The following is a 24,828-nucleotide window of genomic DNA, read 5'->3' as shown; positions in this document are numbered from 1 at the left end:
GGGCCGCGCCGGCCCGATGCCGCGCACAGATCGCCGTCCCCATTCGGGGGCGGCGATCTGTGTTCGGGCTGTGCGCGTTTTGTGCCGGGCTTGTCGCGGGCGTGCTTCCGGCCGCCTGAGCGCCGGTACGGTTCAGCAGGACGGCGTTGTGCGCTCTCGTCGAGCTGCGGCGTCGTCGCTGGACGACAGGGGAGGGCGTCCGCCGTTCTGTGGTCCGCGATGTGGTGTTGAGTAGGAGCGTCCAATGAAGAAGGCCAAGCGCGACGGAGGGAAACCCGAGCGCGAAAGCCGGTGGTTCCGGCACACCCGGCCCAAGGTCTTCATCGCCTCCCTGCTGAGCGGGCTGTTCGTGACCGGCTACATGGGCATCGGCATCGTGCGCGGCGACGTGCCCGTGCAGATGGCGGTCTCCGGTGAGGACTTCTACGCCACCCTGTCCAAGCTCGAGGGCAAGGACATCGCCGTGTACCCGCGGAGCATCGACACCGTCAAGGACGGCAAGGTCGAGACCGTGGTGGTCACCATGGGCGAGGCCACCCTCACCGACCTGTGCCTGGCGATGTCGGCGCCGAACCTGCCCGGCATCGGCACGGTCACCATGGTCATCAAGGCTCCGGGCGCGGCCACCAAGGCCAAGAACATGATGATGGACGTCGACGGCCTGGGCGCGGACATGACACTGGTCAATGCGCTGATCGGTTCGGCGCAGCCCGCACGCGACTCGGACTCGTCCGAACTGGCCACGGCCATCGCCGCACCCACCGCCTCGATCCTCGACGTGGGCGCCGACGTCCAGGCGATGCGGGCGTCGAGCCTGTCGGTCTCCGGCGCGAAGGTCTCGGTGGTCCGCGGAGATGCCAACCCGTGCTGACGGAGTATCGCCGGCGCTATCGTGAGTGGGCCGAGAAGCGCCCCACGATGGGTCCGTACTGCCTGGCGATCTCGGCGTTCCTGATCGCCCGGCCGCCGGTGAACGGCTTCCAGGTGGGCGATCTGGTGCTGACCCTGTCGAGTATCTCCGGTGTGTCGACGATGGTGCTCGCCATCATCATGGGCGTGTGCGCCGTCGCCGGCCTACTCGGCGGGCGGTACCGGCTCATCACCGGACTGGTCGCGATGGTCACCGCGCTGGTGGCGTTCCCGGCAGCGAACTTCGGCGGCTACATCTTCGGCACCGTCTTCGGCATCGTGGGCGCCTCGCTGATCCTCGCCTGGCAGCCCTACGACCGCAAGGCCCCGCGGGAGGCGCCGGCAGCCCCGGACGATCACGGTGACCCGGCGACCGAACAACTCCCGCCCGCCGTCGACGACCAGCCGACCGAGGTGATTCCGGCCCTCGAGGAGCCGGTGGACGGAGCGCCGGACACCGCGGAAGCGCCCGGCGCCGAGCAGCCGCCGACCACACCGGAGCCCGGCCCGGCGCGCTGAGCGCGACACGTTCGTCCCGAGCCGGCCGCGCGCCGGTGCCGTCGGCACTAGCCTGGGCCGAGAGGAGGGCGCGCATGGCTGAGGCGAAGACCACCGACGAGCTGATCTCGGCGGGACTGCTCCGGTACGGGGGCAGCACGGCCGAGGACGCGGCGAGGCTCGGCAGGCATGTCACGGCCGCCGCCGTCCGCGGCCCCGGCGAGGCGATCGTGGCGACCGGCCGCGACCCCGACGGCCGGATCGAGATCGTGGTGGTGGCCGACGACGCCCCGCTGCTGGTCGAATCGGTGCTGGCGGTGGCCGCCGATGCCGGGCTGGCGATCGCCGGACTCGACCACCCGATCATGCCGGTGCACCGCGATGCCGACGGCCGGCTCACCGCGATCGGCGACGGCGCCGGCCCCGGTGAACCGGAGGCCTGGGTCTGCGTGCGCGCCTACGCCGCACCCGGCGCCGACCTGGCGGTCCTGCGTGAACAGGTGCGGCGGTCGATCGCCCTGGTCGGTGCGGTCGCTCGCGACGCCGATGCGATCCGCGCCGAACTGATCCGGCTCACCGGGGTGCTGCGCGCCCCGGAACGCGAACTCGGCGCCTACCGGGAGCTGCTGCGCTGGCTGGCCGACCAGGTGAACTTTTCTCCCGTCGGATACGCCCGCAGCGACGGCTCACCGGGCCTGGGCATCTGGTCGGATCCGGAGACGCTCCGGCTCCAGCCGCTCGACCCCGAACCGCTCCGTCCCGTCCTCGACCGGATGGGTCTGCCCACCGCGGTCCTGCAGACCCGCTATCCGCTGGTGCTGCGGCTCGGCGACGGTGAGGTGGAGCACCAGGTGGTGGGGGTGCTCACCTCGGTGGGCCGGCACCGTCCGGTGCAGGAGATCCCGGTGGTGCGGGAGAAGGCGGCCGCCGTGCTGGCCGCCCTCGGACTCGACGCCGACTCGTTCAGCGGTGCCGGGGCGGTGGATCTGCTGCAGAACTATCCGCTCTTCGGGCTGTTCGCCACCCCCACCGCCGAGCTCTCCCGGCGCACCGGCGAACTGCTCGACGCCGGGCTCGAGCAGTCGGCGCGGCTGTACCTGCGGGCCGGCCGGGACGGGCACACCATCTCGGTGCTCACCTACATTCCGCGTGATCGCTACTCGTCCGGGGTGCGGCGCCGGATCGTCGAACTCCTCGAACGCGAGCTCGGCGGCACCGACACCGAGTTCGCGACACAGCTCGGGCAGTCGCCGCTGGCGCAGCTGCAGCTGTCGATGCGCACCTCCGGGCGGATCACCGAGGACCTCAGCACCGGAGGACCGTTGCAGAGCGGGCTGCAGCGGCGGCTGGCCGACGCGGTGCGATCGTGGGACGACCGGGTGCGCCGGCTGGCCGGTGGCGAGGCCGCGGTGGCCGGGCTGCTGCCGGCCCTCTCCGAGCGGTACCGGGAGGAACGGGCGCCGGCTGCGGCGGCCCAGGACCTCGCGATCGCCTCGGAACTCGGTCCCGACGGCGTGCACGTCCAGGTGCGGCGGAGCAGCCCGGATCCGTGGCTGCTCACCGTCTACCTGGCCGACCGGGATGCGGCGCTGACCGATGTGCTGCCGATGCTCTCGAGTCTGGGTCTGACCGTGCTCGACGAGCACCCCTACCTGATGACTCTGCCCGGCCGTCGCCGGGTGCGGATCTACGAATTCGGGGTGCAGCCGGCACCGCACCTGCAGAGCGCCGACGAGCCGGACGAGGCGGCCGCCGCCGAGACCGACGCCCGGATCTCGGACGCCTTCACCCGGATGTGGCTCGGGCACGGCGACGTCGACCGGCTCAACGAGCTGGTGCTGCGGGCGGGGCTGACCTCCCGGCAGGTGGCCGTGCTGCGCACCTACGTCCGTTATCTGCAGCAGTGCGGCATCGGGCTCGGCACCACCCACGTGGCCGAGGTCCTCGGCAGCTATCCGGAGGTCGCCGCGAGTCTGGTGGAGGTGTTCACCGTCTCCTTCGATCCGGCGGTGCGCGCCGACGAACGCTCTGAGCGGCGGGCCGCGGCCCGCGCCCAGCTGGGCACCCGGCTGGCCGGCGTGCTCTCCCTCGACGCCGACCGGGTGCTCTCGGCCCTGGCATCGGTGCTCGACGCGACGGTGCGCACCAACTACTTCCGGTCCGAGTGCGGGTCCGCCCGCGAGCTCGACGAGGCCTACCGGCCCACGGTGGCGATCAAACTGCGGACCCGCGATATTCCGCAGGCTCCGCAGCCACGGCCGTTGTACGAGATCTTCGTGCACTCACCGCGGGTGGAGGGAGTGCACCTGCGTTTCGGTGCGGTGGCCCGCGGCGGCTGCCGCTGGTCCGACCGTCGCGACGACTTCCGCACCGAGATCCTGGGCCTGGTCAAGGCGCAGGCGGTGAAGAACGCGGTGATCGTTCCCGCCGGGGCGAAGGGCGGCTTCGTGGTGCGCCGTCCGCCGCCGCCCACCGGCGATCAGGCCGCGGATCAGGATGCGCAGCGCTCCGAGGGCGTCGCCTGCTACCAGGCCTTCGTGGCCGCGCTGATCGCCCTCACCGACGACCTCGACCACGAGAGCGGCCGGGTGCTGCCGCCGCCGGGCGTCGTCCGGCGCGATGGCGATGATCCGTATCTGGTGATGGCGGCCGACAAGGGCACCGCGAGCTTCTCCGACATCGCCAACGACATCGCCGGCCACTACGGGTTCTGGCTCGGCGACGCCTTCGCCTCCGGCGGGTCGGTGGGCTACGACCACAAGGCCATGGGGATCACCGCCCGCGGGGCCTGGGAAGCAGTCAAACGGCACTTCCGCGAGCTGGGCGTGGATGTGCAGAAGCAGGACTTCACCGCGGTGGGCGTCGGCGACATGAGCGGCGACGTCTTCGGCAACGGGATGCTGGCCTCGCGGCACACCCGGCTGGTGGCGGCCTTCGATCATCGGCACGTCTTCGTCGACCCGGATCCGGATGCGGCCGCGTCGTACACCGAACGCGCACGGCTGTATGCGCTGCCCCGATCCTCGTGGGCCGATTACGATCCGGCGTTGATCAGTGCCGGCGGCGGAGTGTGGCCGCGGTCGGTCAAGGCCATCCCGGTCAGCCCGGAGATGCGCGCGGCGCTGGGGCTGGGCGGCGACGTGCATCGGCTGTCGCCGCCGGAGCTGATCCGGGCGATCCTGCTGGCCCCGGTGGACCTGATCTTCAACGGCGGCATCGGCACCTACATCAAGGCCTCAGCGCAGAGCCACGCCGAGGTGGGCGACAAGGCGAACGATCCGGTCCGGGTGGACGCGAACCTGTTGCGCGCCAAGGTGGTCGGCGAGGGCGGCAATCTGGGTGTGACCGAACTCGGCCGTATCGAGGCCGATCTCCACGGGGTGCGGATCAACACCGATGCGATGGACAATTCGGCCGGTGTGGACTGCTCGGACCACGAGGTGAACATCAAGATCCTGCTCGACTCGCAGGTCTCCGCCGGTGCCCTCGACGCCGCCGACCGGGACGATCTGCTGGCCTCGCTCACCGACGAGGTGGCCGAGCTGGTGCTGGCCGACAACATCGCACAGAACGCCGAACTCGGTTGTGCCCGCGCACGATCCGACGGCGAGGCCGACCTGTACGCCCGGCTGCTCGAACAGCTCGCCCGGGACGGGGTGAATCTGGAACTCGAGGCGCTGCCGCAACCGGAGACACTTCTGGAACGGTCGGCGTCTGCGGTGCGGCGCGGACTGACCAGCCCGGAACTGGCGACGGTGATGGCACAGGTGAAGCTGCGCGCCAAAGCCGAACTGGCCGGCAGCGCCCTGCTGGATGGGGAGTTCTTCGAACCGCTGGCGCGCGACTACTTCCCGCAGCCGCTGGCCCAGCGCTTCGGACCGGGCATCGCCGGGCACCGCTTGCGGCCGGAGATCATCGCGACGGTGCTGATCAACCAGATCGTCGACGACGCCGGGATGACCTACCTGTTCCGGATGACCGAGGCCACCACCGCCCGGGTCGAGGACGCGGTGCGCGCCTACAGCGTCACCGCGGAGGTCTTCGGCGTCACTGCGCTGATCGACCGGCTGCGCGCCGAACCGGTGCCGGTGACTGCCGTCGACGCGATGACCGAGCGGGTGCGCGAGCTGATTGCGCGCGCGCCTCCCGCTGGTTCCTCGAACACCGGCCGCAGCCGCTGGCGGTGGCCGCCGAATGCCTGCGCTATCAGGCCGTCGCCGAGCTGGCCCCGCGGATCGACGACTGGGCCCGGCCGACCATCGCCGGAGCGCTCGACCGGGTGACCGACCAGCTGATGGCCGACGGTGTGGAGCCGGTGCTCGCCCGGGCGGTGGCTCGCTGCCCGTACCGGTTGCACCTGCTCGACGTGCTCGACATCGCCGAGATCGCCGACCGCGACGTCGACGAGGTCGGTGAACTGGCGTTCGCGGTGCTCGAGCACTTCGACATCGACGTGCTGCTCGATCACGTCAACGCCCTCCAGCGCGGGGACCGCTGGCAGCTGCTCGCGCGGCTGGCGCTGCGCGACGACCTGTACTCGCTGGTGAGGGCGCTGACCCTGGCCATCCTGTCGCTGTCCGAGCCGGGGGAGGACGCCGAGGCGATGATCGCGGACTGGTCGTCGGCCCGCTCGTCGGCGCTGCGCCGGGTGCGCGGGACCCTCGAGGAGCTGATCGTCGAGGAGCAGCCGGAGATCGCGGCCCTGACGGTGGCGGTGCGGGCCGTGCGTAGTCTGGTCTGAGAGAGAAAGGCCTACATGACTTCCGCAGCTCCGCAACCGTCTGCCCGTCCGTCTGAGGATCCGCATTCACAGTCGCAGCGCCGCTCGCTGTTCGCCGACGACGGCCGGTCCACCGAACAGGGCTTCCTGGTTCAGGTGCCGGTGCGCTGGTCGGATATGGATGTCTTCGCCCACATCAATCACGCCCGGATGGTCACGCTGCTCGAAGAGGCGCGGATTCCGTGGCTGTTCTACGACGACAAGCCCACCGCGCCGATGCGGGCCGGCTGCCTGGTGGCCGACCTGCATGTGAAGTATCAGGGGCAGATCCGGCACGACCAGTCGCCGATCGCGGTGACCATGTTCACCACCCGGGTGCGGGCGGTGGACTTCACCGTCGGCTACGAGGTGCGGCCGTACGGGGTGGGCCCGGACGAGAAGCCGTACGTGGTGGCCACGACGCAGCTGGTGTCCTTCGACATCGACACGCAGCGGCCCCGACGGATCCCGGCGGAGGAGAAGGACTATCTGAAGTCCTTCCTGCGATGAGCGGGCTCACGCCGGCCGGTGACGCCGACCGCGCCGATGTGCAGGCCTTCCTGGCCCGGGCCGCGCGGGTGGACGACTCCGGAGTGCTGCGGCTGCGCCGCCGCGACGACGGCCGGGTGGGGCTGTGGGTGCGCACCGGATTCGACGTGCTGGCCACGCGCACCGTCTTCGGCGACCTGGATCCGGCCGATGCGATCGCCGACCTGGCGGCGATGCAGGCCTCGGCGGCGGCCGGCGATCCGGTGATCGGCTTCGGCTTCGCCATGCAGGTGGCCTGGCAGGGTGCGCTGCCGGGCCTGTCCGGTTTCAGTCATCTCGACGATGTCCCGGCCCGGGAGGTGATCGCACTGGCCCGCCGCGGCACCCGGGTGGCCCGCGAGGAGTCCGGCGCCCTCGGCCCGGCGGCCTCGTTGCTCGATCAGACCGTCCTGGAGGTGACCGGCGAGGACGATGCCGCCGGCACCGCGGCGATCAGCATGCGGTCGGTCTTCGCGCTCACCGCGATGGGGTTCGTGCGCGACGAGCAGGGTCGCGAGATCACCGAGGACTCACCGCTCGATGCCATCGGCGGCCGCGAACCCATCCGGATCCGGGTGAGCCCCAGCTGGATCCGGATCGACGCCCGGTTCGGCTCGGTCTATCAGCGCAGCGCCGCCCTCGGCGTCTCGGTGCTCTGAGCGACGGCTCGCGGCTCTACGGCACCAGCCAGACCGCCGAGTTCGGTGCGAGCATGCCCTCCACCAGCGGCAGCGAGGTGAGCAGGATCTGTCCCTGCGGCAGCGGCACCGGAGCGGTGGTGGTGTTCAGGGCGCAGATGAGACCGCCGGGGCGGCGGAAGGCCAGGCAGCCGTCGGGGGAGCCGTACCAGGCGACCTCCGGGATCTGGCCGGTCGGGTCGCCGTCGAACTCCGGTCGCGCATATCGCAGTTCGATGGCCTGCCGGTACAGCGACAGCGTCGAGTACAGGTCTTCGAGCTGTGCCTCGACGGTGAACCGGCCCCAGTGCTCGGGCATCGGCAGCCAGGTGTCGGCGGTCTCGCTGAAACCGTACGGCGGCTCGTCGCCCTCCCAGGGAATCGGCACCCGGCAGCCGTCGCGGCCGCGTTCGGTGTAGCCCGAGCGCTTCCACACCGGGTCGGTGAGCGCCTCGTCGGGCAGGTCGACGTTCGGCAGGCCCAGCTCGGCGCCGTTGTAGATGAAGACGGTGCCCGGCAGGGCCAGCTCGACCAGCGCCATGGCGCGGGCCCTGGCGATGCCGATCGCCAGCGCGTTCTCGGCCGCCCAGGCGCGTTCCTCCGCGGAGACCTCGGCGTCGTCGAGGAACGCCAGGTCGGGGGCGTACCGGGTCACTTCGCGGTCGACGTCGTGGTTCGACAGCGTCCAGGTGGGGACGGCGCCCACCGGGAGGGTCGCGGCCAGCGATTCGTCGATGGCTTCGGCGATGGCCCCGACCTCGAAGGGGGCGCTGGCGAGCCGGAAGTTGAAGCCCAGGTGCAGCTCGTCGGGACGGACGTACTTGGCGAAGTCGTCGTTGCCGGTCACCCACACCTCGCCCACATTGGCCGTGCCGGGGTAGTCGTCGGTGACCCGCCGGATCATCCGGTGGATGTCGTGCACGGCCTCGTTGTTGAACCGCGGATCGGTGTCGGTGTGCTTGAGGATCACCGAGGGCGCGTCCATGTCGGGCAGCCCGGGAGCCTTGGCCATGCCGTGCGCCACGTCGATGCGGAAACCGTCTACGCCGCGATCGAGCCAGAACCGCATGGTCTCCTCGAGGTCGGCGGCCACCTCGGGGTTGTCCCAGTTCAGGTCGGGCTGCTCCGGGGCGAACAGGTGCAGGTACCACTCGCCGAGTTCACCGTTGCGCTCGCGGACCCGGCTCCAGGCCGGCCCGCCGAAGACCGAGGTCCAGTTGTTCGGCGGCTCGTCGCCGTTCTCGCCGCGTCCCGGCGCGAAGATGTATCGGGCGCGTTCGGGGCTGCCCGGACCGGCTGAGAGCGCCTGCGAGAACCAGCTGTGCTGATCGCTGGTGTGGTTGGGGACCAGATCCATGGTCACCCGGATGTCGCGTTCGTGGGCCTCGTCGATCAGGGCCTGGAAGGTCGCCAGATCACCGAAGAGCGGATCGATGTCGCGCGGGTCGGAGACGTCGTAACCGTGGTCGACCATCGGCGAGCGCATCACCGGCGAGAGCCAGAGAGCGTCCACGCCTAGCAGTTCGAGGTAGCCGAGCTTGTCGATCACACCGGCCAGATCGCCCACGCCGTCGCCCGACAGGTCGGAGAACGACCGCGGGTAGATCTGATACACGACGGCCTTGCGCCACCACTCGGGCGCGCCACCCGGAACCGGCATCACATTGTCAGCACTCACGATCGCATCCTTTCATGCCACGGTCACAGGCCAATCACACCGCTGGAGGTTGGGCTCCTTCTCACACCGGGGAGTCACACCGCGGAGTTCATCAACGACTGGGCGGCCATCGTGAAGTAGTTCAGCAAGGCGGCGCGGTGTTCGTCGTCGAGCACGTCGGCGGGGACGGCGTCGACGGCGATCGTCATGCAGCGCAGCCAGGCGTCGCGTTCGATCGGGCCGATGGTGTACGGCACGTGCCGCATCCGCAGACGCGGATGTCCGCGCTCCTCGGAGTAGGTGTGCGGGCCGCCCCAGTACTGCTCGAGGAACATGCGCAGCCGGCGCTCGGCCGGCCCCAGATCCTCTTCGGGGTACATCGGGTGCAGGATCTCGTCGTCGGCCACTTCGGCGTAGAAGCGTTCGGTGATCAACCGGAACGTCGCCGCGCCGCCGACCTCTTCGTAAAACGTGCTCACACCGCCATTGTTCCTCATCGCCGCCGGGTGCACGGCGGGTGCCGGGGGGCGGTCGACGACGCCCCGCGTCAGCGGTCTACGACGCCCCGCTCCAGCGGTCTACGACGCCCCGCGGCAGCGGTCTACGACGCACTGTAGGCCCTCGACGGACACGGGCGGTGCCGGTGCGTTAGATTAGAGCAACGAAGACCTGCACTCGGCAGGTCGGGCGCGCTTGTCGACTCGCAAGCGCTCGTCGAAAGGGTGGCAGTGGAAGACCTGATCGTGCCCGTCGGGATCACCGTGACGGCGCTGTGTCTGCTCATGGTGGCCGGCTGCGTCGTCTCGATGCTCTTCTCGTGGGGAACCAAGCGTCCCGAGGTTCAGGAATACACCCTGGACCAGCCGTGGAACCGTCCGCCGGCGCTGTTCAGCGCGACGGAGATCCAGCCGATGGCTCTGGCCCGCCACGCGGAGCAGGCCGACACCGTGGGAGGTGCCGCAAGTGGCAAGTGGTGACATCGTCAAGAACTCCTCGGGCGTCGTCGACAATCTCGGCGTGCTCAACGACGACGGCCTGCCGCTCGGCTCGGTGGTCACCCCCAGCGGCCGCATCTCCACCGCGCTGCTGCCGGGCCAGGGCTTCGACACGCCGCCGTTCTCGCGGGATGAGCTGATCCTGCTCGACGACACGCTGCGGGAGGCGAGTGAGGTGGCGCTGGTGCGCTTCTCGGTCTACCTCGGCGATCTCGGCAGCGATCCGGTGGCCGGCGCGCGCGAAGTGCTGCTGCGTGCCCCCGAACCCGCGCACGCCGCGCTGATCGCCGTCTCGCCGAACAGCCATGACGTGGTCGTGGTGTCCGGCTCCGAGGTGGCCGGCCGGGTCAACGACCGGGTCGCCGAACTCGGTGTGGCCGCCGCGCTGTCGGCCTTCAAGCAGAACCAGCTGGTCGACGGGCTGGTCTCCGCGCTGCGCGTGATGGCCACCGCGGTCGCTCGCCCCTGAGCCGGACCGGCGTGACCGAGTCGTCACCGCCGGCCTGAGTTCGCCCCGTCCTACGGCTTCGGGCCCCGCCTCCTTCCGGAGGTCGGGGCCCGAAACCGTTGTGTACGGGTGCGCTCAGCCGGCGGCCGCGTCGGCGGCGCGGGCGCGCAGTGCGCGGGCCACAGAATCCCGGCCTTCCACGATCAGCCGGGCCAGCGCCGGCGGCACGTCCTCGCCGGCCAGGAAGGCGTCGGCGGCCGAGAGTCCGTACTCGCTGATCTCCCAGGACGGGTACAGGCCCACCACCACGGTCTGGGCCACCTCGCTGGTGCGGCGCGACCACAGTTCCTTGACGGTGGCGAAGTAGGCGTCGGTGAACGGGGCCAGCAGCTCGTCCTGGCCGGGGCGGGTGAGTCCCTCGACGATCGAGCGGACCGTGACGTTGGCGACGGCGTCGTCTTCGAAGGCCACCCGCCAGGCGGCGGCCTTGGACTCGGCCAGCGGGCGGGCGGCCCGCGCCGAGGCGGCGTGCCGGTTGCCGGCGGCGGTGTTGTCCCGGGCCAGTTCGGCGTCGATCACCGGTGAAGTGGCCGGGTCGGTGTCGATGGCGCCCGCCGCGGCCAGCGCCTTGATCAGCCGCCAGCGCAGTTCGGCATCCACGGTCAGCTCTGCCAGACCGTGTCCGGCCGGGTCGTCGCCGTCGAGCAGTGCCTGCAGGACCGGCTGCTGGTCGTCGTTGATCGCCCCGGCGAGCAGCGCGTTGACGAAGGCCAGCTGATGGTCGGAGCCGGGCTCGGCGGTCCGGGCCAGCTCGAGCAGGGTGGCGGCGAAGCCGGGCCGCCCGGTGGCGGCGGCCCAGCCCGGTTCGGCGTAGGAGTCGAGCGCGGTGGCCGCCTGCAGCAGCACCCGCTGCACCACGCCCACCTCGGTCTCGGCGCCGATCCCGGCCTGCACCAGGGCGATGAAGTCGCGCGCGGTCATCTCGGCCTGCCGGGTCATCTCCCAGGCCGCCGACCAGATCAGGGTGCGCGGCATCGGATCGGCGATGTCGGCGACCCGGGCGGTGGCCACGGCAAGCGAATCCGGATCGAGACGCACCGAGGCGTAGGTGAGGTCGTCGTCGTTGAGCAGCACCAGCTTCCCGCGGTGCACACCGATCAGGTCGGGCACCGCGGTGGCGGCGCCGGTGACGTCCAGCTCCACGCTGTGGGTGCGCACCAGCCGGCCGTCGGCGTCGTCGTCGTAGACACCGATCTTCATCCGGTGCACGCGGGTCTCGCCGGCGCCGGGTGCGGCGCCCTCCTGCAGGACGGTGAACGAGGTGAAGGCGCCGTCGTCGTCCACCTCGAAGGCCGGCCGCAGCACGTTGATGCCGGTGGTCTTGAGCCACTGTGCGCCCCAGTCGCTCAGGTCGCGTCCGGAGGAGCGCTCGAGTGCGGCGACCAGGTCGGCGAAGGTGGCGTTGGCGAAGCGGTGCTGCGCGAAGTACTCGCGCAGGCCGGCGAGGAAGGGCTCGAGGCCCACGTAGGCCACCAGCTGCTTGAGCACCGAGGCGCCCTTGGCGTAGGTGATGCCGTCGAAGTTCACCTCCACGGCGGCGATGTCCGGGATGTCGGCGGCGACGGGATGGGTCGAGGGCAGCTGATCCTGGCGGTACGCCCACGACTTCTCGACGTTGGCGAAAGTGGTCCAGGCGTTGGTGTACTCGGTGGCCTCGACCTGGGAGAGGACCGAGGCGAAGGTCGCGAAGGACTCGTTGAGCCACAGATCGTCCCACCAGGTCATGGTGACCAGATCGCCGAACCACATGTGCGCCATCTCGTGCAGCACGGTCTCGGCCCGGCGCTCGTACAGGTACCGGGTGACCCGGGACCGGAAGACGTAGTCCTCGAGGAAGGTCACCGCGCCGGCGTTCTCCATGGCGCCGGCGTTGAACTCCGGAACGAAGAGCTGGTCGTACTTGCCGAAGGCGTACGGGACGCCGAATGCCTTGTGGTAGAAGCCGAATCCCTGTTTGGTCTCGGTGAACAGCCGGTCGGCGTCCATGAACTCCGCGAGGGAGGCGCGGCAGTACAGGCCCAGCGGGATGGTGCCGTGTTCGTCGCGGTACTCGTCGGTCCAGGTGGCGTACGGGCCGGCGATGAGCGCCACCAGGTAGGTGCTCATGGGCTCGGTGGTGGCGAACTCGTGCCGGAGCGCCTCTCCGGCCGGCGCAGCGGCGGTGGGGGCGCCGTTGGAGACGACCTTCCAGTCGGCGGGCGCGGTCACCGCGACCGAGAAGGTGGCCTTGAGATCAGGCTGATCGAAACAGGCGAACATCCGCTTGGCGTCGGCGGTCTCGAACTGCGAGTACAGATACACCTTGCCGTCGGCGGGGTCCTCGAAGCGGTGCAGCCCCTCACCGGTGTTGGAGTAGGCGCAGTCGGCCACCACCGACAGGACGTTCTGCTCGGCCAGCGCCGGCAGCGTCAGACCGTGCTCGGCGTCGTAGCCGGACACGTCCAGGTCGGTGCCGTTGAGGTTGGCGGACACCAGCTTCGGCGTGATCAGCTCGATGAACGTCTCGCTGCCGGGCTGCGCGGTGAAGGTCACCACGGTGTGCGAGGAGAAGGTCTCCGGGCCCCGGGTGAGATCGAGTTCGATCCGGTAGTTCTCGACGGTGATGGTCTCGGCGCGCCGCTTCGCGGCCTCGCGCGTCAGATTCGGTGCATTCACCACGCCCACCTTAGTCGTCCGGCGGCCCGGCGGGGCGGGGGAGAACGGGCGACCGGTGGGCAGGGACGGGCGGCGGTGGTTGAATGGCGGCATGGCTGCTACCGATCGTGTGGACTTCTGGTTCGACCCGCTGTGCCCGTGGTGCTGGATCACCTCGCGCTGGATCCTCGAGGCCGAGAAGGTGCGGCCGATCGAGGTGAACTTCCACCTGATGAGCCTGGCCGTCCTCAACGAGGGCAAGGACATCCCCGAGTCGTACCGGCAGCTGCTGTCGACGGCCTGGCAGCCGGTGCGGGTGCTGGCGGCCGCGGCCGCCCGGCACGGCGACGAGGTGCTCTCGCCGCTGTACACCGCACTCGGCACGCAGTTCCACGACGAGGGCAACAAGGACTACGCCACCGCGATCCCGGCGGCGCTGGAGGCCGCCGGCCTGGAAGCGGATCTGGCGGAGGCGGTGGACTCGACCGAGTTCGACGAGCAGATCCGCAGCAGCCACCACGCCGGAATGGACAAGGTGGGCGACGATGTGGGCACACCGACGATTCACGTCAACGGGGTGGCCTTCTTCGGACCGGTGCTCTCGAAGATCCCGCGCGGTGAGGACGCCGGAAAGGTGTGGGACGGGGTGGTGGCGCTGGCCTCCTATCCCCATTTCTACGAGCTCAAGCGGACGAGGACCGAGCCCGACTTCTCCTGAGCCGTCGCCGGGATCAGTGCCGGCCCGGGCCGGGACTGTAGACGTTGGGCGGTGACTGCAGGCCGTTCGGCAGGGCGCCGTCCGGCAGGTCGATGGGCGCCGGCGGTGCCGGGATCGGCGCCACGTTGCCGCTGCCCACACCGCGCTGGACCGTGGTGGGCCGCCGCCACAGGGCGCCGGCCCGGGTGCGATCACGCAGTGCCGCGGCCCGCCAGGTGAGCACCGGATGAGTGGCGAGCGCGTTGACCAGCGTGACGAAGAAGCCCTTCTCGCGGGTCGCCCGGTCGGCGAACTGGTCGAAGTCCACGGCGGTGAGCATGTACTTGCCCGCCGCCATCACCCCGATCGCCTCCGGGGCGCCGGACGGTCGGTTGTAGTAGCCGTAGTTGTCGGCGGTGTACTCCTGGGCGCGCGAGAGACTGCTGCCGATGATCGGGATGCTCATCGCCGTCGACGAGACCACCTGCCGCCAGTAGGAGACGTGACCGGCGGCGATGTGACCCACCTCGTGGCCGATCACGAATTCGAGGGCCTTGGTGCTGCGGGCGCGGCCGCCGATCTCGAACAGATCCGAGTAGATCACCACGAACCGCCGGAAGCCGTGCCCGGAGGCGAAGGCGTTGATGGCGCCGTTGCCGTTGACCACATAGGCGTCGGGCACGTATTCCAGGCCGTAGCGTGCGGCCGCCTCCACCAGGATCCGGTAGCCCTCCGGGAACTGACTGGGGGTGAGCTGGACGCCGTTGACCCGCTGCGAGGCGTAGGTCATGCCGCGGACCAGGAACAGCACCAGCGGCAGCACCAGGACGAGCAGTGCGTAGTCGCTGAGCGAGCCGAGGGCCACCAGCACCAGCACGGCGACGTACGCGCCGACGCTGACCAGGATCAGCAGTACCAGCAGCGGGATCTCCCACGGGTGACGGCGCGGAGCCGCCGAGTACTTGGCCGGCGGCGCCCAGAGGGCCGCCGGCCCGGGGACGTGCTCGGGCCGGTCGGCGACCAGCGGGTCGTCGACGCCGGGAACGGAGGGGATGGGCGCATGGCTGTCCACACCCTCAATCTATAGTGGCCCTCATGCGGATTTACCTGGGTGCCGACCATGCCGGATTCGAACGCAAGAATGAGATCGCCGATCATCTGCGGGCCGCCGGCCACGAGGTGATCGACTGCGGCGCCCATGAGTACGACGCCCAGGACGACTATCCGCCGTTCTGCATCGAGGCCGCCGAGCGCGTGGTCGCCGATCCGGGCAGCCTGGGCATCGTCCTCGGCGGCAGCGGCAACGGCGAGCAGATCGCCGCGAACAAGGTCAAGGGCGCGCGCTGCGCCCTGGCGTGGAGCGTGGAGACCGCGCAGCTGGCCCGCGAGCACAACAACGCCCAGCTGATCGGTCTGGGCGGCCGGATGCACTCCAAGGAGGAGTCGCTGGCCATCGTCGACGCCTTCGTCACCACCGCCTGGTCGGAGGAGCCGCGGCACCAGCGCCGCATCGATCTGCTCGCCGACTACGAGCGGACCGGCGAGAACCACCTGCCCGGAGCCTGATCGGTCCGCCGCATGCCCGAGGGACATGCGCTGCACCGGCTGGCCCGGCGCCAGCAGCGGCAGTTCGCCGGCCAGCGACTGAAGGTCAGCAGTCCGCAGGGCCGGTTCGGGCCGGAGGCGGCGCTGCTCGACGGGCTGGTGTTCCGGCGGGCCGAGGCGTGGGGTAAACACCTCATCCACCGTTACGACGACGGGGCGCGCGGCACCCGGCGAATGGTGCACATCCACCTGGGGATCTACGGGACCTTCACCGAACAGCCGGTCCCGATGGCCGATCCGGTGGGGCAGGTGCGGATGCGCCTGGAGGGCGCGACGATCGGCACCGACCTGCGCGGACCCAACGCCTGCGAGCTCTACACCCCGGAGGATCTGGCCGCGCTGCTGGCCCGCCTCGGACCTGACCCGCTGCGCGCCGACGCCGACCCCGGCGACGGCTGGCAGCGGGTGCACCGGTCGTCGCGGCCGATCGGCGCCCTGCTGATGGATCAGAAGGTGATCGCCGGGATCGGCAACATCTACCGCGCCGAGGTGCTCTTCCGGGCCGGCATCGACCCGATGCGGCCAGGTACGTCGATCAGCCGGCAGGAGTACGACGAACTCTGGGCGGATCTGGTGGACCTGATGGCCGTCGGCGCCCGCCGCGGTCAGATCCACGTGATCCGGCCCGAGGACGACCACGGTGCCCCCGCGTATGCACCCGACCGGCCGCGCACCTACGTCTACCGCCGGGCCGGCGAGCCGTGCCGGATCTGCGGCAGCCCGATCGCCTGGCGGGAACTGGAGGGGCGCAACCTCTTCTGGTGTCCGGTCTGCCAGCACTGACCGCGAGTCCCACCTGGTTCCGATTCCCCGGCTGTCACCGATTCCCCGGCTGCCTCCGATTCTCAGCCGATCCTCAGCGGCCCGGGCGGGCCACGCCCAGCCTCGGCGGGCAGGCTGGACGCCATGATCACCACGAGCGAGACCGCCCCGCAGGTGCTGGTGCTCGCCGTGGGCGGCACGGGGGAGTCGTATCCCGGCGATGAGCGCACCGCGGTCACCGGCATGCTGGCCGCCGTCACCGATGCTCTCGACGAGCGCTTCGTCGGCCGCTGGGTGCCCTATCCGGCCAGCTACGGCCCGTCTCCCGACCGGGAGGGAATCAGCTACCTCGATTCGGTGGCCCTGGGGGTGGAGCGGCTGAGCGCCGAGATCGCGGCGGCCCGCGTACCGGTGATGCTGATCGGCTACTCGCAGGGCGCCGTGGTGATCCGGACGGCACTGGCCGGCCCCGGGGGCGCCGAACTGGCCCGGAAGGTGTCAGCGGTGGGCCTGGTGGCCGATCCGCACCAGCCACCGGGCGCCGTACCGGGCGCCGACGGCTGGGGAGTGGCCGGACCCGGCCCCGATCTGCCCGCCGGACTGCCGGTCTTCTGGGTGGGGGCCGACGACGACGTGATCTGCAATGCCAGCCCCGATTCGCTGGTGCGTGACATCGCCGACCTCACCCCGTCGCTCTCGCTGCTGCAACCACGGCACTGGCTCGGCGACGCCGCGGCCCGGATCCGCAGCGGACGCATGCAGAATGCGGCGCTGACCCGATTCTCCCCGCGCCAGTGGTGGCGCGATGCGGCGCGGCTGGGCGTCGCCGCCCGCGAGGTCCTGGGCTATCTGCCCGCCGGCTGGCGGCTGGGCCGGTGGCGGCTGACCAACCGGACCGGCGGAAGGCATGTGAGCTATGCGGCCGAACCGTATCGCCGGGCACCGCTGACCGATCCCGATTCGACGGCCTGCCAGGTCCTGGCCGGGCACCTGCAGGTGCAGGCGACGCTCGGCGAACGCATGATCGTCTGAGCCGCGGACCCCGTCCGCGGATACGAAGTGTGGCCCCTCCCGAATGTCTCGGAAGGGGCCACACTGTGTCTGTGACGTCACGGACCTGCGGTCCGCGGCCGGCGCTCAGCCGAGCGCGGGCGGGGCGTCGACTAGTCGCCGGTGTACTGGCCGCCGACGGTGCCGCGCACCACGATCGGCGTGTCACGGCCGACGTTGTCGTACACCCACTTGCCGTTCTCGGTGCTCACGTTGATGCAGCCGTGGCTCACATTGGTGTTGCCCTGCTGCTGCACCGACCACGGAGCGGCGTGGATGAAGATGCCATCCCACGACATGCGGGTGGCGTACTCGACGTAGGTGCGGTAGCCCTCGGGGGAGTCCACCGGCACGCCGTAGGTCGAGCTGTCCATGTACATGTCCCGGTACTTCTCCTTGGTGTGGTACACACCGTTGGGAGTCGGGTGGGCGTTGGAGCCCATGGAGATCGGCATCTCCTTGATGAACTCGCCGTTCTTCCACCAGTAGATGGTGTGAGCGCCGTCCACCGCGAGCGCCACGTAGCCCGTGGAGGTCTTCACGTTCGGCATGGCCGGAACGTTCGGCTTGGCCGGCTCGGTGGTCTTGGGCTTGGGCTTCGGCGTCGACTTGGGCTTCGGCTTGGTCGGGGCGCCGGGCAGTTCGAGATTGGGCAGCTCGGGCACCTCGATGGTCGGTCCACCCGGGATGACGGTCACCGGTGCGGCGCTCGAGACGGCGGGAACCGCCAGCGACAGAGCCGCTGCGCTCACACCGACGGCGACGAACCGGGCCGCGGCTTTGCGCCGGGCTGAAGTCTTGACTGAGAACACTGGGTCAGAACTTTCTTTCGCGATCATGGAAGGCGTCCCCCGAGACGCACACACAGTATCGTTACACAACTGTTGCCTTCGGTCCAGACGGTTTGGTGAGTCCGCCGCGTCGCCTGCACCGGCGAAACGCGGCTGACCTGGCGGGTCCCCGGCCGATGTGATCGGTGGCACGAGGCGTGTCGGTGGGAGTGTATGTCCAGCTTGTCCGACCCGTCGCTGCGGCGGAGGCTGCTCCGTGAACAGTTCCGCCGCCCCGGGTGACCGGGGCGGCGGAGAGTGGAGCGGGTGACGGGAATCGAACCCGCGTAGCTAGTTTGGAAGACTAGGGCTCTACCATTGAGCTACACCCGCGTGCGCGCCGGGTCGCCGCAGGGCGGACCGTCGTGCGAGCACCGACTCTACTGCACTGCCGGTGCGATCGGAAAACCGCTCCCGGATTCGGGGCGAGGGCCGGCCGCCCCGTACTATGGGCGGTTGGTCGCGACGCTCGTCAGTCGGCGCCGGACCGCGGGATGTGGCGCAGCTTGGTAGCGCATCCGCTTTGGGAGCGGAGGGTCGCAGGTTCGAATCCTGTCATCCCGACTCCAGCAGGCGGCTGAGCCCCTGGTGGGAGCCACTTGCACGAGCACGGAACAAGCCACCCTGATGGGTACGCACTAAAAGGAGCACCAACGTCGTGAAGAGCATCGTCGAGCAGCTGAGCCCGACCCGAGTCAAGCTGAATGTCGAGGTTCCGTTCGAAGAACTCTCCGGCGACTTCGACCGCGCCTACAAGGCGCTCGCGCAGCAGATCCGGATCCCGGGCTTCCGTCCGGGCAAGGCTCCGGCCAAGATCATCGAGGCCCGGGTCGGCCGCGAGGCCGTGCTCGAGCAGGTCGTCAACGACGCGCTGCCGGCCAAGTACAGCCAGGCGATCGCCGAGACCGAGACCAAGGCCATCAGCCAGCCGGAGATCGATCTGGCTGAACTGACCTACGGCGAGCCGGTCAAGTTCACCGCCGAGGTGGACATCCGCCCGGAGATCACCCTGCCCGAGTTCTCGTCGCTGGCGGTCCAGGTGGATCCGGTCGAGGTGGCCGACGCCGACGTCGAGGCCGAGCTCGATTCGCTGCAGCAGCGCTTCGGCACCCTGGTCGGGGTCGAGCGCGGTGCCGCCGACGGCGACTTCGTCTCCATCGACCTGACCGCCACCGTCGACGGCGAGACCGTCGAGGAGGCCACCACCGAGGGTCTGTCCCACGAGGTGGGCAGCGGCAACCTGATCGACGGCCTGGACGAGGCGCTGCAGGGCCTCAAGGCCGGCGAGTCCACCACCTTCACCACCAAGCTGGTGGCCGGTGAGCACGCCGACGCCGAGGCCGAGGTCACCGTGACCGTGCAGTCGGTCAAGGAGCGCGAGCTGCCCGAGCTCGACGACGAGTTCGCCCAGATGGCCAGTGAGTTCGACACCGTCGACGAGCTGCGTGAGAGCCTGCGCGAGCAGGTCGCCGACAGCAAGAAGTACGAGCAGGCCGGCGCCATCCGCGACGCCGTCCTCGAGCTGCTGCTCGAGCAGGTGGAGTTCCCGTTGCCGGAGAAGATCGTCGAGGAAGAGGTCGAGGCCACCCAGCATCAGCTGGTGCACGCGCTGGGCCACGACGCCGCCCAGGTGGACAAGTTCCTCGAGGCGCAGGGCAAGAGCCGTGAGGAGTGGGAGTCCGAGTCCAAGGCCGAGGCCGAGAAGTCGGTGCGCACCCAGCTGCTGCTCGACGCCATCGCCGAGGAGTCGGATGTGGACGTCTCGCAGGACGAGCTCACCCAGCAGATCCTGATGCAGAGCCAGCGCTACGGCATCGCGCCGCAGGAGTTCATCCAGCAGCTGCAGAACGCCAACCAGATCGGCGCCCTGTACGCCGACGTCCGGCGCAACAAGGCGCTCGCCGAGGTCATCGGCGACGTCGCCGTGACCGACAGCAACGGCGAGACCATCGACACCGCCAAGTTCTTCGGCGGCGACGACGCGGACGCCGAGGCCGACGAGGACGCTGAGGGCGACGACGCCTGATCCTCCCGCGAGGACCATCGCACCCGCGCAGCCGGGACCGGAATCGCTTCCGGTCCCGGCTGTCGCATCCGTCGGGTGCCGGACCCGACCGATTCCGCTGTGGGCGTAAGTGTTCCGCTTTCAGCGAATCGAGGGCGTGTGGGGAACACCCGCGGGCCCCGAGTTGATTAATGTCGGTGACAGCTTTCCGGCCGGAAGGATCCGCGCCGGTGGTCACTTTCGCTACAGATAGGGACGACAACAGTGAGCAACCTTTACACGCCGCCCAGCATGACCTCGGGCGCGGCCGGACTGAATCTGACCGATTCGGTCTTCGAGCGCCTGCTGCGCGAGCGCATCATCTTCCTGGGCACCCAGGTCGACGACGACATCGCCAACCGCCTCTGCGCACAGATCCTGCTGCTCGCGGCCGAGGATCCGGACCGTGACATCAACCTGTACATCAACTCGCCCGGCGGCAGCGTCACCGCCGGCATGGCCATCTTCGACACCATGCAGCTGGCCCCGTGCGACGTCGCGACCTACGCGATGGGCATGGCCGCCTCGATGGGCCAGTTCCTGCTCACCGCCGGCGCCAAGGGCAAGCGGCATGCGCTGCCGCACGCGCGCATCATGATGCACCAGCCGTCGGCGGGCATCGGCGGCACCGCGGCCGACATCGCGATCCAGGCCGAGCAGTTCGCGCTGACCAAGAAGGAGATGAACCAGCTCAACGCCGATCACACCGGCCAGACGCTGGAAAAGATCGAGGCCGACGCCGACCGCGACAAGTGGTTCCGCGCCGAGGAGGCCAAGGAGTACGGCCTCGTCGACCACGTGGTGACCTCGGTCGCCAGCCCCGGCAAGTGAACCCGGCACCACCCCGTCAGCCCATGAACATCGGAGCATCCATGTACAACTCCCTTCCGGCCGAGGTCCGCGCCGGCATCCCGGACTCGGCGATCGCGCTCAAGCAGATCCAGGCGCGCTACATCCTGCCGCAGTTCATCGAGAACACCCCCAACGGTCAGCGGCAGTACGACCCGTACGCCAAGCTCTTCGAGGAGCGCATCGTCTTCGTCGGCACCCCGATCGACCAGACGGTGGCCAACGACGTGATGGCCCAGCTGCTGGTGCTCGAGAGCCAGGACCCGGACCGCGACATCACCATGTACATCAACTCGCCCGGCGGCAGCGTACCGGACATGCTGGCGATCTACGACACCATGCAGTACGTGCACTGCGACATCGTCACCGTGTGCCTGGGCGAGGCGGCGTCGGCGGCGGCCATCCTGCTGGCCGGCGGCACCCCGGGCAAGCGGGCGGCGCTGCCCAACGCCACCGTGCTGATCCACCAGCCGCGCACCGGGGGCGCCTTCCAGGGCCAGGTCTCCGACCTGGAGATCCAGGCGGCCGAGATCGAGCGCATCCGCAACCGGCTCGACGAGATCCTGGCCCGGCACACCGGCCAGGACAAGGACAAGATCCGCAAGGACACCGACCGCGACAACATCCTCTCGGCCGACGAGGCCAAGGAGTACGGGATCGTCGACGAGGTCTTCGAATACCGCAAGAAGTCGGCACGCAAGTGACCGGCCGGCCCGGCGCCGACACGCCGGGCCGGGCAGGGCACTGCAGCGTGCGGTGCGTCGTAGTCTCGAAGTTCGCTGCAAGCCGGTGAAGGCCGGTGGCCGCGGGTACCGTTGAAGTACTCGCAGAGGAGAAAGAGGAGCAGAGGAAGATGGCACGTATCGGAGACGGTGGTGACCTGCTCAAGTGCTCGTTCTGCGGGAAGAGCCAGAAGCAGGTCAAGAAGCTGATCGCCGGCCCCGGGGTCTACATCTGCGATGAGTGCATCGACCTGTGCAACGAGATCATCGAAGAGGAACTCGCCGAGACCAGCGATGTGAAGCTCGACGAGCTGCCCAAGCCCGCCGAGATCCGCGAGTTCCTCGACACCTACGTGGTGGGCCAGGACACCGCCAAGCGGACTCTGGCTGTGGCGGTCTACAACCACTACAAGCGGATTCAGGCGGGCGAGAAGAAGGACGCCCGCGGAACCGAGTCGGTGGAGCTGGCCAAGTCGAACATCCTCATGCTCGGACCCACCGGCTGCGGTAAGACCTACCTGGCGCAGACGCTCGCGAAGATGCTCAACGTGCCCTTCGCGATCGCCGACGCCACCGCGCTGACCGAGGCCGGCTACGTCGGTGAGGACGTGGAGAACATCCTGCTGAAGCTGATCCAGGCCGCCGACTACGACGTCAAGCGGGCCGAGACCGGCATCATCTACATCGACGAGGTGGACAAGGTCGCCCGCAAGAGCGAGAACCCGTCGATCACCCGCGACGTCTCGGGTGAGGGCGTGCAGCAGGCGCTCCTGAAGATCCTCGAAGGCACCCAGGCGTCGGTGCCGCCGCAGGGCGGGCGCAAGCACCCGCACCAGGAGTTCATCCAGATCGACACCACCAATGTGCTGTTCATCGTGGCCGGCGCCTTCGCCGGTCTGGAGAAGATCGTCTCCGAGCGGGTCGGCAAGCGCGGCATCGGCTTCGGCAACGAGGTGTCGAGCAAGAACGAGGTGGACACCACCGATCACTTCGCCGAGGTGATGCCGGAGGACCTGATCAAGTTCGGGCTGATCCCGGAGTTCATCGGCCGTCTGCCGATGATCGCCTCGGTGACCAACCTGGACAAGGAGGCCCTGGTCTCCATCCTCTCCGAGCCGAAGAACGCACTGGTCAAGCAGTACAAGAAGCTCTTCGAGATGGACAACGTGGAGCTCGAGTTCTCCGACGATGCGCTCGAGGCGGTGGCCGATCAGGCCATCCACCGCGGCACCGGTGCCCGCGGGCTGCGCGCCATCATGGAGGAGGTGCTGCTGCCGGTGATGTACGACATTCCCAGCCGCACCGACGTCGCCAAGGTGGTGGTGACCGCCGAGACGGTCAACGACAACGTGCTGCCGACGGTGGTGCCGCGGAAGAAGCGGGAGCCGCGCGAGAAGTCGGCCTGATCTCACCCCTCGCCTCAGCGCGCGGCCTCCGGGCCGCGCGCTGAGTGCATCTCAGCTCTGCCGCGCAGTTTCGGCGTCGCGCAGGACCAGGTCGGTGTTGAGGCGGGCGGCGACGAAGACGCCGTCGGCCGCGGAGCTGGTGACCTGAGCCATCTGGTCGCGGATGTTGCCGGCCGCCCACAGCCCCGGTACCGGGGTGCGGCCGTCGGCGTCGGTGGCGAGGTAGGTGCCGAAGTCGTTCTCCTCCACGACTACGTCGAGGCCGGCGAGCATGTCGGTGTTGGCATGGATGTGCGAGTGCACCGCGATGGCGTCGAGCTCGACGACGGCGCCGCCGGACAGTCGTACCCCGGTGAGAGTGCCGTGCCCGTCGTCGAGCACTGCGTCGACCCGGTCCTGCTCGACCCGGACGCCGACGGCGCTCAGGGTGGCGAGCTGGTCGTCGGTGACGGTCACGGCGCCGGTGAGCAGAGTGACGTGCGGGCTCCACTGGTGGAACATCAGGGCCTGCATCCAGGACAGGGCGCCGGTCGCCAGCACCCCGATGCGACGGTCGCGGACCTCCCAGCCGTGGCAGTAGGGGCAGTGCAGGACGGCGGTGCCCCAGTGGTCGGCCAGACCGGGGACGTCGGGGAGTTCGTCGCGGACCCCGGCGGCGATCAGGACGGTGCGGGCCGACCGGGTGCGACCGTCGTCGAGGGTCACGCTGAAGCCGTCGGCGGCGGCCTCGATGCGCTGGACCCGGCCGTCGATGATCCGCCCGCCGTAGCCGGTCACCTCGGCGCGGCCGCGGGCGATGTAGTCGGCGGGGGCGATGCCCTCGGCGGCGATCAGGCCGTGGATGCCGGAGGCCGGGGCGTTGCGCGGAGCGCCGCCGTCGACGACGGTGATGCGTCGGCGGGCCCGGGCCAGGGTGAGGCCGGCGCTGAGTCCGGCGGCGCCCGCGCCGATGACGATCACCTCGTCGTGGCGGTCGGATGCGGTGCTGGTGTCTGCTGTGGTGGTCATGCCGACGATGATGAGCCCGTCCTCGCCACGATGGCAAACTTTCTTGCCGAATGGCAAAGTGGAGTCATGGACGACGATCGAACCCTCGATGCCGTGGGGCCCCGGCTCAAGCAGTTGCGCACCCGGCGCGAGGTGACCCTGACCGACCTGGCCGCGCAGACGGGGATCTCCGCGAGCACGCTCTCCCGCCTGGAATCGGGTCTGCGCCGGCCCACTCTCGAGCAACTGCTGCCGCTGGCCCGGGTCTACGGCGTGACCCTCGACGAGCTCGTCGACGCCCCCGCCACCGGCGACCCGCGGGTGGCCATCCGGCCGGTGGTCGACGAGTGCGGCAGGGTGGTGCTGCCGCTGAGCCGCCGCCCCGGCGGCATTCAGGCGTTCAAGCTGGTGATCCCGGCGGCGACCGCCGACGTGGACAGTCCCGGGCTCCGGGTGCACGAGGGCTACGACTGGATCTATGTGCTCGCCGGGCGGCTGCGGCTGGTCCTCGGCGAGCATGATCTGCTGCTCACCGCGGGGGAGGCCGCCGAATTCGACTGCCGCACGCCGCACTGGTTCGGGGCTACCACCGACGGGCCGGTCGAACTGCTCACCCTGTTCGGCAAGCAGGGCGAACGCGCCCACGTCCGTGCCCGGCCTGCCTGAGCCGGTTGTCGTCGCCCCCTTGTGTCAGCCGTGTCGAGGACTACC

23 protein-coding genes and 2 tRNA genes are annotated in these 24,828 nt (G+C 69.9%); 18 read left to right on the top strand and 7 right to left on the bottom strand.

Going from position 1 to position 24,828, the window contains the following annotated elements; translation table 11 throughout:
* The first annotated feature begins 244 nt into the window (after nucleotides 1-244).
* From ACJMNC_RS02385 to ACJMNC_RS02360, 6 genes are all read left to right on the top strand, one after another.
* Entirely contained in the window at nucleotides 245-871 is a 627-nt protein-coding gene (locus tag ACJMNC_RS02385; protein ID WP_408946336.1) for a DUF6230 family protein, read from the top strand.
* On the top strand, nucleotides 865-1,428 hold the full coding sequence (locus tag ACJMNC_RS02380; protein WP_408946335.1) for a DUF6114 domain-containing protein: 564 nt from the start codon (nucleotides 865-867) through the stop codon (nucleotides 1,426-1,428). The genes ACJMNC_RS02385 and ACJMNC_RS02380 overlap by 7 nt, the downstream gene beginning before the upstream one ends.
* A 74-nt stretch (nucleotides 1,429-1,502) precedes the next feature.
* The gene (locus ACJMNC_RS02375; RefSeq protein WP_408946334.1) at nucleotides 1,503-5,690 is read left to right on the top strand and encodes an NAD-glutamate dehydrogenase domain-containing protein; all 4,188 of its coding nucleotides are present in this window, start codon (nucleotides 1,503-1,505) and stop codon (nucleotides 5,688-5,690) included.
* Nucleotides 5,591-6,148 (top strand): hypothetical protein, encoded by a 558-nt coding sequence (locus tag ACJMNC_RS02370; protein WP_408946333.1) that lies wholly within the window; start codon nucleotides 5,591-5,593, stop codon nucleotides 6,146-6,148. Before ACJMNC_RS02375 ends, ACJMNC_RS02370 begins: the two co-directional genes overlap by 100 nt.
* A gap of 15 nt (nucleotides 6,149-6,163) precedes the next feature.
* Entirely contained in the window at nucleotides 6,164-6,676 is a 513-nt protein-coding gene (locus ACJMNC_RS02365; RefSeq protein ID WP_408946332.1) for an acyl-CoA thioesterase, read from the top strand.
* A complete protein-coding gene (locus ACJMNC_RS02360; protein WP_408946331.1) occupies nucleotides 6,673-7,353 on the top strand; it encodes a hypothetical protein in 681 nt (226 codons plus the stop codon). The genes ACJMNC_RS02365 and ACJMNC_RS02360 overlap by 4 nt, the downstream gene beginning before the upstream one ends.
* Before the next feature lie 16 nt (nucleotides 7,354-7,369).
* On the opposite strand, the gene ACJMNC_RS02355 is transcribed toward ACJMNC_RS02360, so the two are convergent.
* Complete coding sequence (locus tag ACJMNC_RS02355) at nucleotides 7,370-9,031, bottom strand: glycoside hydrolase family 13 protein (protein WP_408946467.1); 1,662 nt, start codon at nucleotides 9,029-9,031, stop codon at nucleotides 7,370-7,372.
* A gap of 92 nt (nucleotides 9,032-9,123) precedes the next feature.
* Entirely contained in the window at nucleotides 9,124-9,525 is a 402-nt protein-coding gene (locus ACJMNC_RS02350) for a globin (protein ID WP_408946330.1), read from the bottom strand.
* Nucleotides 9,526-9,756: 231 nt separating this feature from the next.
* On the opposite strand from ACJMNC_RS02350, the gene ACJMNC_RS02345 reads away from it, so the two are divergent.
* On the top strand, nucleotides 9,757-10,005 hold the full coding sequence (locus ACJMNC_RS02345) for a hypothetical protein (RefSeq protein WP_408946466.1): 249 nt from the start codon (nucleotides 9,757-9,759) through the stop codon (nucleotides 10,003-10,005).
* Nucleotides 9,992-10,492, top strand: coding sequence for a DUF5130 family protein (locus ACJMNC_RS02340; protein WP_408946329.1), 501 nt, complete (start codon nucleotides 9,992-9,994; stop codon nucleotides 10,490-10,492). Before ACJMNC_RS02345 ends, ACJMNC_RS02340 begins: the two co-directional genes overlap by 14 nt.
* A 114-nt stretch (nucleotides 10,493-10,606) precedes the next feature.
* Here ACJMNC_RS02340 and pepN read toward each other — a convergent pair whose 3' ends face one another.
* Nucleotides 10,607-13,186: an aminopeptidase N gene (gene pepN, locus ACJMNC_RS02335; RefSeq protein ID WP_408946328.1), complete on the bottom strand. Its 2,580-nt coding sequence runs from the start codon at nucleotides 13,184-13,186 to the stop codon at nucleotides 10,607-10,609.
* 91 nt (nucleotides 13,187-13,277) lie between these two features.
* Between pepN and ACJMNC_RS02330 the strand changes: the two genes are divergently transcribed.
* Nucleotides 13,278-13,883 carry a DsbA family protein gene (locus ACJMNC_RS02330; RefSeq protein WP_408946327.1) on the top strand — a complete coding sequence of 202 codons (606 nt, stop codon included), beginning with the start codon at nucleotides 13,278-13,280 and terminating at the stop codon, nucleotides 13,881-13,883.
* Nucleotides 13,884-13,896: 13 nt separating this feature from the next.
* Here the strand turns inward: ACJMNC_RS02330 and ACJMNC_RS02325 are convergent, their stop codons facing one another.
* Complete coding sequence (locus ACJMNC_RS02325; protein ID WP_408946326.1) at nucleotides 13,897-14,934, bottom strand: M48 family metallopeptidase; 1,038 nt, start codon at nucleotides 14,932-14,934, stop codon at nucleotides 13,897-13,899.
* 23 nt (nucleotides 14,935-14,957) lie between these two features.
* Between ACJMNC_RS02325 and ACJMNC_RS02320 the strand changes: the two genes are divergently transcribed.
* From ACJMNC_RS02320 to ACJMNC_RS02310, 3 genes are all read left to right on the top strand, one after another.
* Nucleotides 14,958-15,428, top strand: coding sequence for a ribose-5-phosphate isomerase (locus tag ACJMNC_RS02320; protein WP_408946325.1), 471 nt, complete (start codon nucleotides 14,958-14,960; stop codon nucleotides 15,426-15,428).
* A gap of 12 nt (nucleotides 15,429-15,440) precedes the next feature.
* Entirely contained in the window at nucleotides 15,441-16,250 is an 810-nt protein-coding gene (locus ACJMNC_RS02315; protein ID WP_408946324.1) for an Fpg/Nei family DNA glycosylase, read from the top strand.
* Between the two features lie 123 nt (nucleotides 16,251-16,373).
* The gene (locus ACJMNC_RS02310; protein ID WP_408946323.1) at nucleotides 16,374-17,261 is read left to right on the top strand and encodes a PE-PPE domain-containing protein; all 888 of its coding nucleotides are present in this window, start codon (nucleotides 16,374-16,376) and stop codon (nucleotides 17,259-17,261) included.
* A gap of 131 nt (nucleotides 17,262-17,392) precedes the next feature.
* On the opposite strand, the gene ACJMNC_RS02305 is transcribed toward ACJMNC_RS02310, so the two are convergent.
* On the bottom strand, nucleotides 17,393-18,118 hold the full coding sequence (locus ACJMNC_RS02305) for a L,D-transpeptidase (RefSeq protein WP_408946322.1): 726 nt from the start codon (nucleotides 18,116-18,118) through the stop codon (nucleotides 17,393-17,395).
* A gap of 250 nt (nucleotides 18,119-18,368) precedes the next feature.
* Nucleotides 18,369-18,442: transfer RNA gene (locus ACJMNC_RS02300), tRNA-Gly, on the bottom strand.
* A gap of 157 nt (nucleotides 18,443-18,599) precedes the next feature.
* Here ACJMNC_RS02300 and ACJMNC_RS02295 point away from each other — a divergent pair.
* The 5 genes from ACJMNC_RS02295 (at nucleotide 18,600) to clpX (ending at nucleotide 23,130) form a co-directional block, all read left to right on the top strand.
* Nucleotides 18,600-18,673: transfer RNA gene (locus ACJMNC_RS02295), tRNA-Pro, on the top strand.
* Nucleotides 18,674-18,767: 94 nt separating this feature from the next.
* Nucleotides 18,768-20,135: a trigger factor gene (gene tig, locus ACJMNC_RS02290; RefSeq protein WP_408946321.1), complete on the top strand. Its 1,368-nt coding sequence runs from the start codon at nucleotides 18,768-18,770 to the stop codon at nucleotides 20,133-20,135.
* A gap of 270 nt (nucleotides 20,136-20,405) precedes the next feature.
* Nucleotides 20,406-20,984: an ATP-dependent Clp protease proteolytic subunit gene (locus ACJMNC_RS02285; RefSeq protein ID WP_408946465.1), complete on the top strand. Its 579-nt coding sequence runs from the start codon at nucleotides 20,406-20,408 to the stop codon at nucleotides 20,982-20,984.
* 41 nt (nucleotides 20,985-21,025) lie between these two features.
* Nucleotides 21,026-21,706, top strand: coding sequence for an ATP-dependent Clp protease proteolytic subunit (locus ACJMNC_RS02280; RefSeq protein WP_408946464.1), 681 nt, complete (start codon nucleotides 21,026-21,028; stop codon nucleotides 21,704-21,706).
* A 149-nt stretch (nucleotides 21,707-21,855) separates the two neighbouring features.
* On the top strand, nucleotides 21,856-23,130 hold the full coding sequence (clpX, locus tag ACJMNC_RS02275) for an ATP-dependent Clp protease ATP-binding subunit ClpX (RefSeq protein ID WP_408946320.1): 1,275 nt from the start codon (nucleotides 21,856-21,858) through the stop codon (nucleotides 23,128-23,130).
* A gap of 51 nt (nucleotides 23,131-23,181) precedes the next feature.
* On the opposite strand, the gene ACJMNC_RS02270 is transcribed toward clpX, so the two are convergent.
* The gene (locus ACJMNC_RS02270; RefSeq protein ID WP_408946319.1) at nucleotides 23,182-24,138 is read right to left on the bottom strand and encodes an NAD(P)/FAD-dependent oxidoreductase; all 957 of its coding nucleotides are present in this window, start codon (nucleotides 24,136-24,138) and stop codon (nucleotides 23,182-23,184) included.
* Nucleotides 24,139-24,204: 66 nt separating this feature from the next.
* Between ACJMNC_RS02270 and ACJMNC_RS02265 the strand changes: the two genes are divergently transcribed.
* Complete coding sequence (locus ACJMNC_RS02265) at nucleotides 24,205-24,783, top strand: helix-turn-helix domain-containing protein (RefSeq protein WP_408946318.1); 579 nt, start codon at nucleotides 24,205-24,207, stop codon at nucleotides 24,781-24,783.
* Nucleotides 24,784-24,828 lie beyond the last annotated feature (45 nt).

The organism is Gordonia sp. VNK21 (genome assembly GCF_046098115.1).
GTDB lineage: Bacteria > Actinomycetota > Actinomycetes > Mycobacteriales > Mycobacteriaceae > Gordonia.
Note: the sequence above shows the minus strand (reverse complement) of the source record. Positions and strands in the feature narration are given on the sequence as shown.

Coding starts and splice junctions, on each gene's coding strand:
- ACJMNC_RS02385 (WP_408946336.1), top strand. CDS start 245: ATGAAGAAGGCCAAGCGCGACGGAGGGAAACCCGAGCGCGAAAGCCGG.
- ACJMNC_RS02375 (WP_408946334.1), top strand. CDS start 1,503: ATGGCTGAGGCGAAGACCACCGACGAGCTGATCTCGGCGGGACTGCTC.
- ACJMNC_RS02365 (WP_408946332.1), top strand. CDS start 6,164: ATGACTTCCGCAGCTCCGCAACCGTCTGCCCGTCCGTCTGAGGATCCG.
- ACJMNC_RS02360 (WP_408946331.1), top strand. CDS start 6,673: ATGAGCGGGCTCACGCCGGCCGGTGACGCCGACCGCGCCGATGTGCAG.
- ACJMNC_RS02355 (WP_408946467.1), bottom strand. CDS start 9,031: ATGCCGGTTCCGGGTGGCGCGCCCGAGTGGTGGCGCAAGGCCGTCGTG.
- ACJMNC_RS02350 (WP_408946330.1), bottom strand. CDS start 9,525: ATGAGGAACAATGGCGGTGTGAGCACGTTTTACGAAGAGGTCGGCGGC.
- ACJMNC_RS02330 (WP_408946327.1), top strand. CDS start 13,278: ATGGCTGCTACCGATCGTGTGGACTTCTGGTTCGACCCGCTGTGCCCG.
- ACJMNC_RS02320 (WP_408946325.1), top strand. CDS start 14,958: ATGCGGATTTACCTGGGTGCCGACCATGCCGGATTCGAACGCAAGAAT.
- ACJMNC_RS02315 (WP_408946324.1), top strand. CDS start 15,441: ATGCCCGAGGGACATGCGCTGCACCGGCTGGCCCGGCGCCAGCAGCGG.
- ACJMNC_RS02310 (WP_408946323.1), top strand. CDS start 16,374: ATGATCACCACGAGCGAGACCGCCCCGCAGGTGCTGGTGCTCGCCGTG.
- ACJMNC_RS02305 (WP_408946322.1), bottom strand. CDS start 18,118: ATGATCGCGAAAGAAAGTTCTGACCCAGTGTTCTCAGTCAAGACTTCA.
- ACJMNC_RS02285 (WP_408946465.1), top strand. CDS start 20,406: ATGACCTCGGGCGCGGCCGGACTGAATCTGACCGATTCGGTCTTCGAG.
- ACJMNC_RS02280 (WP_408946464.1), top strand. CDS start 21,026: ATGTACAACTCCCTTCCGGCCGAGGTCCGCGCCGGCATCCCGGACTCG.
- clpX (WP_408946320.1), top strand. CDS start 21,856: ATGGCACGTATCGGAGACGGTGGTGACCTGCTCAAGTGCTCGTTCTGC.
- ACJMNC_RS02270 (WP_408946319.1), bottom strand. CDS start 24,138: ATGACCACCACAGCAGACACCAGCACCGCATCCGACCGCCACGACGAG.
- ACJMNC_RS02265 (WP_408946318.1), top strand. CDS start 24,205: ATGGACGACGATCGAACCCTCGATGCCGTGGGGCCCCGGCTCAAGCAG.